Genomic DNA, 15621 nt, shown 5'->3' with positions numbered 1-15621 from the left:
ATTTCGAACTCCCCCTCCCAGATGGGCATCGGTTCCCGATGTCCAAATATCGATTGCTGCGAAATAAAGTCGTGTCGAATCCCGAGCATGCCTCCGACGTGCTTCTCGTTCCGACCGCGGCTTCCCGGCAACAGCTCATGCTAGCCCACTGCGAGTCCTACGTGGATCGAGTTCTCGCGGGCTCTCTCAGCGAAAAAGAGATCAAAAGGATTGGCTTTCCGTGGTCGGATAAAATGGTGGAGCGTTCTCTCCGGAGCAGCGGAGCAACCCTTGCCGCCGCGCGCGCCGCAATGTCGGATGGATTCGCGGTGAACATGGCGGGTGGAACGCACCACGCCATGCGCGACGCGGGCGAAGGTTTCTGCGTCTTCAACGACGCTGCCGTCACCATCCGAACATTGATCCACGAACAAGCCATCGGCCGCGCTCTGGTTGTCGATTGCGATGTCCACCAAGGAAACGGCACGGCCCACATTCTGGGAACCGACCCGAACGTTTTCACCTTTTCGATTCACGGTGAGAAAAACTTTCCACTCCGTAAACATCCGAGCTCCCTGGATATCGACCTCCCTGATGGCACCACGGACGCCTCTTATCTCGCAGCCCTCCAATCGGCCCTCTACCAATGTGACGCCGCGGGTCCTTTCGATCTCATGATCTACCTGGCAGGTGCCGATCCTTTTGAAAACGATCGACTCGGAAGGCTCAAATTGACCAAAGCGGGACTGGCCTCACGAGACGAAATGGTCCTCTCATTTGCCAAAGAACGCAAAATACCGACCGCGATCGCAATGGCAGGTGGGTATGCTTTCGACATCCAAGATATTGTCGATATTCACGCTCGGACCATCGCGATCGCATCGCAACTTTCTCGCTCCTAGCCCTTTCGGGTGCCACCTATTTTCGGATCTCGCCTTGCCTGTTTACTTGTCCTCATTCAGACTTTGGTGCACCCTTTTGTTTATCGCTGCGTTCGCGTTGCGATGCTCTGCGATCTTCCTTGCTTCGGATTCCCTACAGGATGATCCCGACGCATATCGCGCCCTTGCGATCACCTGGAGAACGACGGGTACCTTCGGACAGACACATCCATCGGGAGTACGCACCACTGCGTTTCGCCCCCCCTTGTATCCCGCGACGCTGGCGTTGCTCGTTCACCCAGGGTCCTCCCCTGGTACGGAACTCCCATTCCGCTCCGTCGCCCTTCTTCATGCTTGCCTCGGTGCGCTCACCTCGCTAGGAGCAGCAATTTGTTTTTACAGATGGACGGGACGATGGGGGAGCGTTTTGCGGTCGAGCCGATTGCGAATCATCCTGAGCCTATTCGCCGGATTGTGGGTTACCCTCGATCCAATCTTGGTAAGGCAATCGCAATTGATTATGACCGAAACATTGGCGACTTTCCTCACCGTTTTGACGATGCTCGGGATCCTCTTCCGCTCGTCCCTTCCCATCTCCACATCCGTGAGGTGGCAGCTCGCATTCGACTTAGGCCTGGGAATTCTCTTCGGTCTGCAGTCCCTCTGCCGTCCAACCGCCATCGCTTGGCTGCTGCTCTGGTTGGCGGGGTTGGTTCTGATCTCCACTTTCAAAGCCATTACCTCTGAACGTCCCACGCACGTTGCACAATCCTCGTACCGTCGCTTCGGGGTGCCAACGGCAGCGTGTTGTTTGACAGGTTGGTTCCTTGTGTTGCTCCCTTGGGGCCTGCGGAACCTAGATCAGCTCGGAGTCTTTCGACTAACCACGACCCATGGCGGTTACACCCTACTCCTGGCGAACAACCCATTTTTGTATGATCACTTTCAAACCAGTTGGTCTCGCTCGTGGGATGAAGCCCCGTTCTTCGAAAATTGGGAGATCCAAAAAGCAGGGGAAGTCAGTGAACACTTCGAGGACAAACTCGCTCAATCCCTCGCCTTGGATACCATTCGCAATCGTCCCGTGGAATTCACGAGGGCATGCGTAATCAGAATCGGTTGGCTGTGGGCGCTTTGGCCCAACCAGTCCAGCACAATGGTCCAAATAGGGATCGGAATCTGGTACGGCGTTTTGTACTTACTAGCCTTGATGGGATCCTACCGATTACTTTGCACTTGCAAGCATGATCCGTCGGCCAGGCAAGGAGCTTGGTTGATGGCGTCGATCCTCCTGAGCGTCACCCTCGTCCACTCCGTCTACTGGAGCAACATGCGGATGCGATCGGTTTGCATCCCTAGCCTAGCGATACTCGCGTCGCTCCCCTTTCTCCCCTCTCGTCCAAACGAAAACACCACACCCATTCGGAGTTAGCGATTGGGTGTGGTGCATCAATTGGTTTATACTCTCGCTCGGCTCCCGTCTGGAGCAACAATTAAGCGACTTGCTTCAAGAAACCCTCGAGCATCTTGGCTCGAACAGGGTTTTGCAGTTTGGCTACCGCTTTGGCCTCGATCTGACGCACGCGCTCACGGGTCACCTTGAAGATGCGCCCTACTTCTTCCAGGGTGTAGGAATATCCGTCGGTCAAGCCGTACCGCAATCGAATGATTTCGCGTTCGCGATACGTAAGGGTCTTCAACAACGAATCGATACGATCGCGAAGAACCCCGTTGCTTGCGTTGCGAACTGGGTTGTCGCTGGCAGGATCCTCGAGAAACTCGCCGAACGCGTTGTCTTCCCCTTCACCTACCGGACGATCCAGACTAATGGGACTGCGTCCGATGTCCAATACGCGTTGAACTTCCTCCACAGCCAGCTGAGCGACCTCGGAAATCTCCAACATGGTTGGCTCGCGTCGAAGCTCCTGCGTGAGTTGCTTTTGAATATTTCGAAGCTTGCTCAGCACATCGATCATGTGAACAGGAATCCGGATCGTTCTCGCTTGATCGGAAATCGCTCGCGTGATGGCCTGGCGAATCCACCAAGTCGCGTACGTCGAGAATTTGAAACCGCGACGGTACTCATACTTGTCCACGGCTCGCATCAAGCCCGTGTTGCCTTCTTGTATCAGATCCAAGAAGCTCAGCCCGCGATTGCGATACTTCTTCGCGATCGATACGACCAGACGGAGGTTGCCGCTGGATAGCTGTCGCTTCACGTTTTCGTATTCCTTGAAATTCCTGCGGAACTCCTCACAACGAGTTCGCAAGGAACGAGGGCTCTCTTGCGTTGTCATGATCAAGTGGCGGAGCTCGGAAACAAACCGGTTGAGCTCCATGGGATTGGATCCAGTGCTGCGAAGGAACTGAATGCGGTTCTGAAGAAAGTCCATCCGTTGCGAGTACTGTTCCAATTGACGCATCAACGGAATCACGCGGCGAGATCGCAGCGATAGCTCCTCCACCAACACCAGCGACTTGAGCCGGCGACGTTGGTACTGCCGGCGCGCCGTTCCCTTCTCCTCTTCACTTGTGCTGCGGCGGACAATGGTTTGGAAGTCGTGACGATTCTCATCGATCAACGCATCGAGGGTACGCAGATTGTGGGGCATTCTCGCGCTGATCTGATCCTTGGTAAGCCGCTCAGTCAACGAAACCTTGATGGTTCGATCGAATGGAAGCGCGCCTTCCGCAACCTTGCGGAGAATTTCGACGGTGTGTCGAAGTGCAAAGTCATTTCCAAGAACCGCACGTCGAAACTTGCGACGTGTGATTTCAATCTTTTTGGCCAACGAAATCTCTTGCTCGCGGGTGAGCAAGGGAATTTCGCACATTTGACTCAAATACAGTCGAATCGGATCGTTGGTCAATCGAGGGGATGGCTCATGCCCCGTTGAAACACCCGAACTATCGGAAGCCTTCTCAGCGGCACTCTTTGCGACCGCGACTTCGACGTCGTCGACGATCTCCACCCCTGCTCGCTCCAAAGCAAAGAGAAGTTGATCCAATTTGTCGGCGCTATTGGCTTCGTCTGGGAGATAACTGTTGACTTGATCGTAAGTCAAGAATCCTTGCGTACGACCGAGGTCCAACAATTGCTGCAAATCAAACGCTTGCATTTCCACGGCATCAACTCCTTTTGACAGTGGTCTTCGTTGTCGACGAAAGAAACATCCGCTGTTCTTTCGTTTGGGTCAACAACGCTGGGTTCTTACGGGGTATCTGTCTCGACCAACCCATGCTTTAATCGAGCTTGTTGCACGATTTGTGCAAGCAGATCGATAGCGGTATTGTCGTCGATGTGTTTGTTCTCCAACATGCTTATCTGCTGACGACGATGAGCTCGATCTTCTTGACCGCTCAATCGTTCACAAAGCGAGTGGAGGCGCTCTTCGGGACTCAGCTTCGAGTAAGACAACTTTTCAGCTGCCTTCGATTCGATGCTGACCAAGACGCTTTTGACTCCTGCGTCTTCAACTGCCGAGAGAACACTTTCAAAGTCTAACGTGTGTCCGGCGAGTTCCAAGTCTAAATAGGTTTGAAAAATCTTTTTTGCTGTGTGACAGCTCAAGTTCGCTACGGGAAATCGTTCGATCGCCATCGGAACCAAATCGGCGTACAAAACCATCACTTCGAACAACTCGCATTCGATAGCATTCATTTCAGAATAGCGACAAACAGCAGCCGCGTTTTCGAAACCTGCGCCGCTGCTATCGATCGCTTTCCCTTGACTAGGTGCAGCGATTTGTTCGGAAGCGTTTGCACCTCGCTCTCCGATGATTCCTTCATTCGAAGCGGCTGTCTTGGCGAAGTTTTGGCGAAACTCCTGCCGCTGCTTGGCTCGTTCGGCTGCACTCCGGCGGATGGACTCCATCCGCATGCGAATTTCCGAAGGTTCGATACCGAATTGGCGTCCCAGTCGAGCGATGAGCTGATCGTGACGAAGACGCAGCGCTTCGTTCGAAAGCAAGGAATCCTTGCTGACTCGCGACATGGTCTCCAAGACATCTTCTAAGGCGGTATTCGCCCGGTGCGTGTCGAGCAAAGGATCGAATCCTTGGCAAACGACCCGCAGCTTGTGTTCGAGCGCGTCCACCGCACCCTTCACGAGCTCCTGCAATTCCACGCCCGATCGCTTCATCAAGAAGTCACAGGGGTCCAGCCCATCTGGCAGTGTTAAGATCCGCAAATCCATTTGTTCGGTGACGAAGAGCTCGAGAATCTCGCGCGTTCTGCGCTGCCCTGCTTCGTCTCCGTCCAACAGCAACACGACCGAATCGCAATAGCGACGGAGCAGCTTGATCTGATGCTCGCCGAGCGCCGTACCACAGCAGGCGACCGCATTGCTGATCCCGTGCTGCGCAGACATGATGACGTCGGTGTAACCCTCCATCACGATGGCTTGCTTCGCCTTCACGATGGAATCGCGAGCCAAATCGAGCCCATACAACTGATGGCTCTTGTGATACAACCGCGTCTCGCTGCAGTTCACGTACTTGGCGACATCCGAACTTGCCCCCGGGAGCACTCGCCCCCCCACGGCAATGGGACGGGACTGAACATCGCGGATTGGAAATATTGCTCGATTGCGGAATCGGTCGTAACGGGATCCTCTTTCCCCCCGAGCCGCCAATCCCACATGCTCCAGCAAATCGGCTCCAATCCCTTTACTGCTCGCACGATCGATCAACCACGACCAGCTCTCCGGAGCAAATCCAAGCTGAAACTTGCGAATACTTTCGTCCGACAGCCCGCGATCTTGCAAGTACTGACGTGCCGCAGCCCCCTCGGGTGCTTGCATCAAACATTGCTGGAACTCTTGAACCGCCCAAGCCATCGCGTCATACAGACGCTTCTTGTCGTCCCGGTTCCCTTTCCCCTTGGCCTCCTCCAACACGATCCCTGCGCGGTCAGCCAGCATACGCAGGGCTTCCGGGAAACCGACGTTTTCCCGTTTCATCACCCAACTGAAGACGTCTCCCCCGATGTCGCAAACCCAACACTTCCAAGTCTGACGCTCCGCGTTGATCTGAAGACTCGGACGGCGATCATCGTGGAAAGGACAAGCTGCCACGAACCCGCGGCCCTGCCGACGGAGCTCCGTGTAGCTGCTGATCAAGTCAACAATGTTGACCGATAGGCGAACTCTGTCTTTGACTTCGTTGTCTATCGCGAAGGACACTGGTATCTCCTAGCAAACCAACTCGATTGCTATGCAACAAGCTCGATTCGCGTGTCTCTTCCAGGTGCGGGGCCTGTGCCCGTTGCTTTCGCCCAGCCTCGACGTTGCGGACGTCGGAGCAATTCTGGGTCGGCGACGCAAGGGCAATTGAGTCATCCGTAACTCGGGGGAAGAGTATGGTGCGATTCGAATGACCGAGTCAACATCAGTTTCTACAATTCGTAAAGATTACGCACTCCTCACGAAACCATTTTCATAGTACCCTTTTTGCTCGCAAATAGAAGCCTTCGATCCTCCCACTACAGAACCTGATGAAGCATGTTCGAACACCTGCCAATCGCTCCTCCTGATTCTATCCTCGGACTCGCCGATGCCTTCGCCAAGGATCCGCGCCCAGGCAAAATCAATCTCACCGTCGGTGTCTACAAAACCGAAGATGGCGCGACCCCGATCTTGGCAACCGTGAAAAAGGCCGAGGTGAAGCTTCTCAACACGGAAAACACCAAAGGCTACATGCCCATTGAAGGCCACACCGAATACCTTCGAGGTGTCGTCGATCTGGTCTTCGGATCGGAATTGGACCATGCACGGGTAGCCGCAGCCCAAACCCCTGGCGGAACAGGGGCCCTCCGCGTCGGTGCCGATACCGTGGCAAAACATTTCCCCGGAACTCGAATCTGGCTTAGCAACCCAACCTGGGCCAACCACGGTTCCATCTTCCAAGCCGCTGGGCTGGAAACGGTCGTCTATTCATACCTTTCCTCCGACAAGACCTCGCTCGACTTCGCTGCCCTGACCCAAGACCTGGAGACGAACGGTCGACGCGGCGATCTGGTATGCCTCCACGCATGCTGCCACAACCCAACCGGCATCGACCCGACTCTCGCGCAGTGGGAACAAATCGCAGACTTGCTCGCTCGCAAAGGGATGATCCCCTTCGTCGACTTCGCCTACCAAGGCTTCGGCGATGGCCTAGAGGATGACGCGAAGCCCCTGCACATGTTGCTGAAGAAGAACCCGGAAGCTATCGTCTGCAGTTCCTTTTCCAAGAACTTCGGTCTCTACTCCGAACGAGTCGGAGCAGTCATGCTCGTCGGGTCCGAGCCATCCAAAACCGAAGCCGCTTTGAGCCAAATCCGTCAGGCGATCCGCTGCAACTACAGCAATCCGCCACGCCACGGCGCTTCCACCGTCGCTACCATCCTCTCCGATCCAGCCCTTCGCACCGAGTGGGTCGCGGAGGTCAATGGCATGCGTGATCGCATCTCGCAAATGAGAACGATGTTCATAGACGGAATGAAGAAGACGGGAATCGACCGTGACTTCTCGTTCCTCGCGAGCCAAAAGGGTATGTTCTCCTACAGCGGCCTCAACAACATGCAAGCGGATTGGCTCAAGAGCGAGCGGGCGATCTATATCGTCGGCACCGGACGTATCAATGTCGCCGGCATGGCCCCCCAAACGATGGACACCCTGTGCAACGCAATCGCGGATTGCCTTCGCGCGACACGATAGCGGAACCGCAAGTGTAATCGCCCCCGACCCATCACTCGGCGATGGTCTTCCTCAATTCGTGGGGCGAGTCCGACGACGGTGCATTCGCATCATTTCGGGGAAGCACGAATTCAAATGTCGTCCCTTCCCCAACCTGCGATCGCACATGTATGGTCCCACCGTGCTCGTGAGCAATCTTAAGACTCACGGGCAACCCAAGCCCGGTGCCACGGCTCCCCTTGTTCGATTCAAACATCGAAAAGATCCGCTCTAAATCACTTTCAGGAATACCGACTCCATTGTCGGTCACCAGAACGGCGACTTTATCTGCGTCGGATTGGAGAGCTAGCTGCACACGCCCCCTCTCTTTTTCTTTGCAAGCATCGATGGCATTGCTCACCAAATTGAGAATACTCCGATGAATGGCTTCGGAGTCCAACATCATCCGGACGTCTGTCTCCGGACGCTCCCAAGAAACCTCGGTCCCCGAATCGACAGCCGTCGATCGCGCTAACTCGGCGACGTCATCGAGCAACTCACGCAAATCGACCTGCTCCCGGACCGGCACCCGATCCTTGCTCATCGTGAGCATGTCCATGACCAAGGATTCGATACGTCCGTGGTTCCGCCCACAGATGCGCCACCCTTTCAAGATGGTCGACAAATCCTCTCGCTTGACCCCCTCGTCGACCAAGTAACTCCCGCCCTTGAGCCCCTGCACAATGTTCTTGATGTGATGCGAAAGGGTCGCAATCGTTTGCCCCATTACCGCCAGCCGCTCGGCCTGGACCATGTTCTGATAGAAGTGCGTATCCTCGATCGCCAACGCCGCTTGATGCCCAATGGCAACCAACAATTTCAAATGCTCTTCATGAAAAACGCGGTCTGTCCGCGACGCGTACTTGCCCGCCGAAGTCGTCGTGTCGATATAGATAATTCCGACCACACCGTAGCGGCCCTTCATGGGAACACATATTGCCTCGCGAATCCCGCCCGCGGAAATGCTAACACTTGGATTCCAGCGGTCGTCTTCGCAAGCATCGCTGGTCAATACCCCTTCGCCATGCTTGGTCACGTATTCCAAAATCGTCTTGCTGATCGCCATCCGGGACGAAATCCCAGACCGCCGATTCTTGCGACAACTTGGTCGCAACTCTCCGGAATCGCTATCGAGCAACATGATGCACCCGCGATCGCATTGCACCCACTGGAAAATCAATTCCAAAATCTGATGCAACAACTGGTCGATATCCATCGTCCTGCTCACCGCGAGCGATGTGCGATACATGATCTCCCACAAACTACGGGACGTGGCATCGTTGCCCGGCGATGGAGGACCTGGCAAGATTTCATTGGACGATCCCTCGGCATTCCAATCCGCGGTTTGATCGGCGAGCGGTGCGTCCGCGAGAAGCCGGCCTACGATCTGAGAAGCATCTTCCACCGAAGGGGGGACAATCGCGACCTCTCCGTCCAAAATCTTAGATCTGCGAATCTTGCGCACAAATAACAACATCTGCTTGCCGATTTGAATCCGATCGCCACTGGTCAGCTTGCTTTCACTGACCCGTTGATCGTTCACAAACGTTCCGTTGCTACTCCCCAGATCACGAATCCAATACTGCCCCTCCCGAAACTCAATCACCGCGTGATGGCGCGAGGTTTCGGAGTCGCTGAGGTGAATCTCGCACTGACTGTCACGACCAATGCGTTTGACTCCCTCCTGGAGCGTGAATTGATGCCCCGCGCGAACTCCTCGAACGACCGTAATGACCGCCATGCTGCTCTTCGATCTAATGCTTGCGTGTGATGCTTGCAAGAATACTCCAGGAGACCGCCCTTGCTTCAATCGGCTGAATCGTCCCCATCAACCCCCGCCATGATACCTCATCTTCCCCTCGCAAGCTTAACGAGCCTTTTTTTCTCGTATTCTTCAGAACGGAAGAAGTTTCTCGCAACGGCGCAACGCTCGCAACGGAGGAAAGGGATGGATAGTGAAGACGATCGTGGAGTGATGGTCTCGCTCCGCTCGGAATCAGGCAAAGAGTCAAAGTGTAAAAATCAAGAAGCATCCGCCCCCTTACTTCCATCTCACCCACCTCTTCCCTTTGCGAGCGCGGCGCCTTGGCGCGCCATTCCCCGTCTTCAGAATCGAAGAAGTTTCTCGCAACGGCGCAACGCTCGCAATGGGAGAATGGGATGGGGAGTGAAGACGATCGTGGAGTGAAGGTCTCGAGGACTCGATCCGCATGGGATAGGGAAAAGTGTCAAGTTGTAGGAAACAAACAGCGTCCGCCCCCTTAATTCACACTCACCGAAATCTTCCCTTTGCGAGCCTTGCGCCTTGGCGCGCCATTCCCCGTCTTCAGAATCGAAGAAGTTTCTCGCAACGGCGCAACGCTCGCAATGGGAGAATGGGATGGGGAGTGAAGACGCTCGTAGACTCGAGGTCTCGAGGACTCGATCCGCATGGGATAGGGAAAAGTGTCAATTTGTAGGAAACAAACAGCGTCCGTCCCCTTAATTCACACTCACCGAAATCTTCCCTTTGCGAGCCTAGCGCCTTGGCGCGCCATTCCCCTCGCCCTTTAACGATTCACGACATTGAAACCTGCCGCGGTCGCCATTTGCGGAACCTCTTGGCAGCAACCGGACATGGCTTCGAGCAAACTCTTTTGATCTAAATAATTCAAAATGGCAACCCGAAGGTCCACCGGTAGATGCGACAGCTTGAACATGTTGTGAGTGCTCCCTGATCGATAGACGAGGGACGCATACCAGTTCTGTGGAATGTTTGGCTCGTAGATATCTAGCTTCGCACCCAACTTGTGAAGCGGGGTCGGGAAACTCTTCTGCTCAATCGCGCTGGCATACATGCGAGCGTATGATGCAAGGCGTTGTTGTTGTCTCGCATACTGAGTTGCCGCGCCCGCAGCATGCTCGTCGTACTCTTGATACAGGGCCACGACAAACTGCTGGACGGACAAAACCCGCGGACGCTTCGATGAAGGAGTATCCAGTCCTACCGCTTCGATCGTGACGTCCAGCAAGTCCGCACGCCATGACGAAGGAACTTCAAAAACAATTCGAAACGGACGCGCTCCTTCGAGCGTGCTTTGGGACGATTGCTTGACCTTGAAGTAAACGCCTCGTCGTCGATCTAATGTCCCCGACGCCGTCGACAATTCCATCGCAGGCTTCTTCGCATAAACGACAGTCTCGTGGGAATTATCGTGCCCATAAGCGTACCCCTGGATGGTTCCCGCCCCTGGATAGCCTCCCACCCCGCGAATCGCCCCTTCACGGACTCGATCGGAGTCTTGTGTGATTTGCATCGGCCCTAAGACCTCGCTTTGCAACTCGGTCCGCGGCGAATAGTCCGCGACTTGAACATCCTCGTGACGACTCACCATCTTAACAGTGTACTCCGTCACACGCGAGGAATCGCCCGGCGTAAATAATGCCGAGACGTCGAGCTGGACTTCTACCATTCTCGAATTGGGAAGCTGCCCCATAATCCCGATCTGCCCGAGCTCCCGAGCTGCGACGACGGGATTCACATCAAAGGCGACTTGGCCCCAAACCGGATGCGTTCCGGTCAACAGCCACATCACCACAAACGACAGAACAACCGACTGAACCCGTGCAACCGTATTGTGAACGACGCGTTTCATACCATGCCCTCCTTGACGATCAGCCTGACGCAGCCATCCGCGCCCCAGCCGTCGCTTCGAACTAGTGTGTTGGATCAATCCTGAGGATCCCTGCACATCCGACACTCTCTGCAACCGGAATAAGCCTGCTTATCGTTCCCGTTGCAATTGCCGTTCCATCCTGGAAGGTAGCATCCAAATTGTTCAAGATCGCGTGTTTGGACTTCGCTGTTTTTCCCAAGCGTTAAATCTTTCCAAGCACTCGCTTCACGTGCATGGAAATACTAACAATGGCTTACCAAAAGACAACGAATTGTGTCTCTATTTGCAACGAAGCGATCGATCGAACTCCAAAATGGCAGGGGGTTGATCGCTAGGGCGATAAGCTATATCGTCCATCTTTCCTAATTCATCCAGACCGAGCCCGTTTGCATTCCCCAGATGTCACATCTTTACCGAACCGTGATTGGACTTGAAGTCCATGTCCAATTGAAGACAGCGACGAAGCTGTTCTGTCGATGCCGCACCGACTTTGGAGCTTCGCCAAACACCCAAGTCTGCCCGGTTTGCCTCGGCCTCCCCGGCTCCCTCCCGGTCTTGAACGATACCGCGATCCGATTCGCTCTCCGCGCCGGTATCGGTCTTCACTCGGAAATCGCGCGATTCACGAAATGGGACCGTAAGAACTATTTCTATCCCGATCTCCCCAAAGGCTACCAAACCAGCCAATTCGACTTGCCCATCTGCGGCCCCGGTTACCTGGAGATCGAATCGCTCGACGATTTAGGCGCTCCTTGCCTGAAAAAAATTCGCATCCTTCGCGCGCACTTGGAAGAAGACGCTGGCAAGAGCCTACACGATGAGGTAGCCGGCAAAGCGGACACGAGAATCGATCTCAACCGCGCCGGAACTCCCCTCTTAGAAATCGTTTCAGAACCCGATCTCCGAAGCGCGGAGGAAGCGAAGAACTATCTCGTCGAAATGCGTCTCCTGATGATGTATCTTGGAATCACCGATGGAAACATGCAGGAAGGTTCGCTCCGCGCTGATGCCAACGTCAATCTACACATCGAACGGGATGGAAAATGGGTTGCGACTCCCATCGTGGAAATCAAAAACCTAAACAGCTTCCGATCCGTCGAGCGTGCGATCCAATTCGAAAGCCAACGACAATTCGAGCAATTCCTCGCCGATGGGAAAACGATTGGCGAAGCCCCCAAACAGACGCGCGGCTGGGATGACGATGCCGGCGTTACCGAAATGCAGCGTGAGAAAGAGGACTCGGCGGACTATCGATACTTTCCCTGCCCCGATCTCGTCCCCGTTCTGATCTCCGACGAGGATATCGATCGCGAACAACCCGCCGCCTCAATCACTCCTCGCTCGGCTCGCGAAAAGCTAGTCGGCTCCCTCGAACTTCGAGCTGCCGACGCGGAGATTCTCATTCAGCAAGGCCGAGATGCGGTCGAGTTCTTTCTCGCAATGGTCGACGCAGGGGCGACCCCGAAACGAGCGATCGCGTGGATGCTGCAAGACGTTCTACGGATCCTGAACGATCGCGCGATCACTGTCTCTGACTTCCCAATTCCAGCCTCCGCTTTGACACTCATCCTGGTCGCCATCGAAAAAGGAACCCTCGACACGGCCCGAGCTCGCGAAGTGTTTGCAAAACTTCTCGATGCACCGGAGCAACCGGTCGAGCCCCTTATCCAAGCTCACGGTGTCGTAGCGGTCGATGCGAGCGAATTGGAGTCTCTTTGCCGAGAACTCTTGAACGAAAACCCCGACGTAATTGCGAAGGTCAAATCGGGGAATGCGAAAGCCATCTCGGCCTTGATCGGGCAAGCTCGCAAGAAAAACAAGAACGCGGATCCGAGGCAAGTCCAAGAAACCTGCCTCAAGTTGATCGAATCCGAATACCACTAGCCCTCGTAAAGCTCGTAACGCTCGTGGGGCTCGTGGCGATTTCTTTTATATCCGCTTAAAATCCACCTCGACGACCTATGCAGCATCGTAGATTTTGAGCGCAGGCCTGTCGGCTGCCTCTTTGGAAACAACTCCCGCCGGCGTTGGATCGCGATCATCCCCGAACTCTCGCAGGACTCGCTCGGCAACGTCGATGTCCGACTTCGACTCCTCGCAGCGATTGGTTGTCCATCGCCCCGATCCCCAACCAGCTAACAAGATTTGATCGGTCGGTTTGCTGGCGCGAATCGCCAATTCGATGGCCGTTTCGCGGTTTGGAACGACTTCGATCGACGCAGGTGCATCGCATCCGTCGAGAACATGCCAAAGGGATCGCTGCCCACTAAGGGTCGATTCACGCGATTGGGTGAGAATCACCTTCGACGCAACGCGTTCCAAAACCTTTCCATAGGCCATCAACTGCTCGGCCGTAGCTCCCTCGGGAACTTCCGCCACGCAAACGATCGGTGCGTCGCTATGACGCGAAAGACTGTGCATGGAAACAGCCAAGCGGTCCGCTTGATCGGCCAAGTCGATGGTGACGCGTCGATGGTGACTCGGTACGCATTGCATTCGTCCTGGAATGCGCTGCAGCCGTTCGATACCACCGATGATTTCATCGACGTCCAATCCAAAGGCATATCCGATTGCCGCAGCCCCAAGTATGTGCCGTGCGCTCGGATCCCCCAACAATTTCGTACTGACCGGGGCGATCGAACGCCCCATCTGGATCATCAAGGATTGATGGTTCGGCCCTCGCTCCTTCCGTTTGCCCATGACATCGCACGCGGCGTCCAGTCCATATCCAATCGCATGCGGCTGATATCGCTCGATCCAACGATGCAGACGCGCGTCGTCCGCGTTGTAGACGAGCACGCCATGCTTCTTGATTTGTCCCATCAATCGCTGGAACGCATTCTCTACTCCGCGCGATCGAAGCTTGTCGAGCCGCTGACTCTTGCGCAAGCTGGTAAAAAGCAATACGTCGAACTCCCAACCGGACGTGGCGCGAGAAAGCAACATCTCGTCGGTGATCTCGACGACCATCGCGGGGCATCCGTTTTCCACCGACTCGGCTGCGAACTGAGCTAGGTCGAGCGCGCTGGCATTGGCAACGCACCTCATCCCCGTCTCCGCTCCGTTGCTTCCACCTAACGTGCAGTGATACCCAACCCGATTCCCAACATGTTTGAGCATGGAAGCGGTGAGCAAGGCAGCGGTCGTCTTGCCATGGGTGCCGACGACCCCGATGGTCAACACCTTCCGACTCGGATGGTCTGCTACCGCATTGGCCGCGAATGAGAGTGCATCGTGAACATCCGAAACAATGCACTGAGGAATGGGAGAAGGAAGAAATTGCTCGGTTACGATCGCCGACGCTCCCCGCGAGACGGCTTCCAGTACCTCGCGAGCCAAATCGAGCGAGTCCCCAGCGCCTGCGAATAATACTCCGCCGGGCTGCATTGTCTCTGCATCCGCATGACAAGATCCACACTGCACATCAGAAGCGCCCAAGATCTGAGCATGAGGAAACACCTCACGAAGCGAAATACCACGGCTGGGTGCGCAACGACTCATAGAAAGGCCTCCTTGCCCAAATTCAATGTCCGTAATTCATTCCAAAGCTGCTGGACCGAATGGCTCCATCCTGGAGTTTCGATCGTTGTCAGGGACTGGGTTCCCCTCCAACCGCAACATGCTCAACGTGATCGATGTCGCACGCGAGGTCAAGTCGAAACACCCTGCTGCACCATCGATAAAATCAAGAAAAACCAACGCAATAAACGCTAGCAAACCCACCCTCGCTACTCGCTACTCGCTACTCGCTACTCGCTACTCGCTACTCGCTACCACACTTTGAATCCGAATTCCCAACCGAGGCGTTTGCGCCACCAACCTCGGCAGCTCGCGATCCACCACTCCCTCCTCCGCTAACTTCTCGAGTTGCTCCTGCGTCAATAACGCTTCGTCTCGCCACGGACAACTCTTGAGCAACCAAATCTCCTTCGCGTCGACGCACCAACCTAAATACCATCCCAAAGCGTCGGTTGTCGTATCCCAAGATTCCGCGGGCCTCATCTCGATCGGCACCCGACCCATCGCGTCGGGGTTGTAATAAGAACCGACGCGAACCAAGTAGATCCCCGATACGTCCTGGTCCAACACGGCCTCCAGCTCAACCGACGAAGCGACCGCTTGCCATGCAGGGTTCAACTGTGCAGCGATCGCAAACGTAGTGTCCAGGAGACGCACGCATTCCCAATGCATCCAACGATGATCGATCTCAGGTCTCTGTCGATGCAATGGACGCATCGCTTCCACGACCTCTCCACCACCGACAATGACAAAGACTTGTGCTCTCCCGATTTCGTTCATCAGAGCACCAACTTGTTCGGCAAGCGACGTCATGGAAAATAGGACCGATCCTCCTATCTTAAAAACAACACGCTCCAACGTTTCCCCCTCG

10 protein-coding genes are annotated in these 15621 nt (G+C 55.2%); 4 read left to right on the top strand and 6 right to left on the bottom strand.

Going from position 1 to position 15621, the window contains the following annotated elements; translation table 11 throughout:
• Positions 1–38: 38 nt before the first annotated feature.
• Complete coding sequence (locus SH467x_RS17170; RefSeq protein ID WP_482368327.1) at positions 39–881, top strand: histone deacetylase family protein; 843 nt, start codon at positions 39–41, stop codon at positions 879–881.
• A gap of 34 nt (positions 882–915) precedes the next feature.
• Positions 916–2292, top strand: a complete 1377-nt coding sequence (locus SH467x_RS17165; RefSeq protein WP_482368326.1) for a hypothetical protein — start codon at positions 916–918, stop codon at positions 2290–2292.
• Between the two features lie 61 nt (positions 2293–2353).
• Here the strand turns inward: SH467x_RS17165 and SH467x_RS17160 are convergent, their stop codons facing one another.
• Positions 2354–3985 (bottom strand): sigma-70 family RNA polymerase sigma factor, encoded by a 1632-nt coding sequence (locus SH467x_RS17160; RefSeq protein ID WP_482368325.1) that lies wholly within the window; start codon positions 3983–3985, stop codon positions 2354–2356.
• Positions 3986–4071: 86 nt separating this feature from the next.
• Positions 4072–6042 carry a DNA primase gene (gene dnaG, locus SH467x_RS17155; protein ID WP_482368324.1) on the bottom strand — a complete coding sequence of 657 codons (1971 nt, stop codon included), beginning with the start codon at positions 6040–6042 and terminating at the stop codon, positions 4072–4074.
• A gap of 318 nt (positions 6043–6360) precedes the next feature.
• Between dnaG and SH467x_RS17150 the strand changes: the two genes are divergently transcribed.
• Entirely contained in the window at positions 6361–7557 is a 1197-nt protein-coding gene (locus SH467x_RS17150; RefSeq protein WP_482368323.1) for an amino acid aminotransferase, read from the top strand.
• Between the two features lie 31 nt (positions 7558–7588).
• Here the strand turns inward: SH467x_RS17150 and SH467x_RS17145 are convergent, their stop codons facing one another.
• Both SH467x_RS17145 and SH467x_RS17140 read right to left on the bottom strand, forming a co-directional pair.
• Positions 7589–9316, bottom strand: coding sequence for an ATP-binding protein (locus tag SH467x_RS17145; RefSeq protein ID WP_482368322.1), 1728 nt, complete (start codon positions 9314–9316; stop codon positions 7589–7591).
• 808 nt (positions 9317–10124) lie between these two features.
• A complete protein-coding gene (locus tag SH467x_RS17140) occupies positions 10125–11210 on the bottom strand; it encodes a hypothetical protein (RefSeq protein ID WP_482368321.1) in 1086 nt (361 codons plus the stop codon).
• Positions 11211–11630: 420 nt separating this feature from the next.
• Here SH467x_RS17140 and gatB point away from each other — a divergent pair, with 420 nt between their 5' ends.
• Positions 11631–13115: an Asp-tRNA(Asn)/Glu-tRNA(Gln) amidotransferase subunit GatB gene (gene gatB / locus SH467x_RS17135; protein WP_482368320.1), complete on the top strand. Its 1485-nt coding sequence runs from the start codon at positions 11631–11633 to the stop codon at positions 13113–13115.
• Between the two features lie 75 nt (positions 13116–13190).
• Here the strand turns inward: gatB and SH467x_RS17130 are convergent, their stop codons facing one another.
• Together SH467x_RS17130 and SH467x_RS17125 are read right to left on the bottom strand one after the other, a co-directional pair.
• Positions 13191–14732: a Mur ligase family protein gene (locus SH467x_RS17130; RefSeq protein WP_482368319.1), complete on the bottom strand. Its 1542-nt coding sequence runs from the start codon at positions 14730–14732 to the stop codon at positions 13191–13193.
• A 255-nt stretch (positions 14733–14987) separates the two neighbouring features.
• Positions 14988–15563, bottom strand: a complete 576-nt coding sequence (locus tag SH467x_RS17125; RefSeq protein ID WP_482368318.1) for a class II aldolase/adducin head domain-containing protein — start codon at positions 15561–15563, stop codon at positions 14988–14990.
• Positions 15564–15621 lie beyond the last annotated feature (58 nt).

It is taken from the genome of Brakhagea slesvicensis (assembly GCF_052161625.1).
Lineage (GTDB): Bacteria > Planctomycetota > Planctomycetia > Pirellulales > Pirellulaceae > JBKCUI01.
This window is presented reverse-complemented; position numbering and strand designations above follow the sequence as displayed.

Bases quoted from the DNA above. Each gene is read 5' to 3' on its own strand.
- SH467x_RS17125 (WP_482368318.1), bottom strand. From the start codon at position 15,563: ATGACGTCGCTTGCCGAACAAGTTGGTGCTCTGATGAACGAAATCGGG.
- SH467x_RS17145 (WP_482368322.1), bottom strand. From the start codon at position 9,316: ATGGCGGTCATTACGGTCGTTCGAGGAGTTCGCGCGGGGCATCAATTC.
- gatB (WP_482368320.1), top strand. From the start codon at position 11,631: ATGTCACATCTTTACCGAACCGTGATTGGACTTGAAGTCCATGTCCAA.
- SH467x_RS17150 (WP_482368323.1), top strand. From the start codon at position 6,361: ATGTTCGAACACCTGCCAATCGCTCCTCCTGATTCTATCCTCGGACTC.
- SH467x_RS17140 (WP_482368321.1), bottom strand. From the start codon at position 11,210: ATGAAACGCGTCGTTCACAATACGGTTGCACGGGTTCAGTCGGTTGTT.
- SH467x_RS17130 (WP_482368319.1), bottom strand. From the start codon at position 14,732: ATGAGTCGTTGCGCACCCAGCCGTGGTATTTCGCTTCGTGAGGTGTTT.
- SH467x_RS17170 (WP_482368327.1), top strand. From the start codon at position 39: ATGTCCAAATATCGATTGCTGCGAAATAAAGTCGTGTCGAATCCCGAG.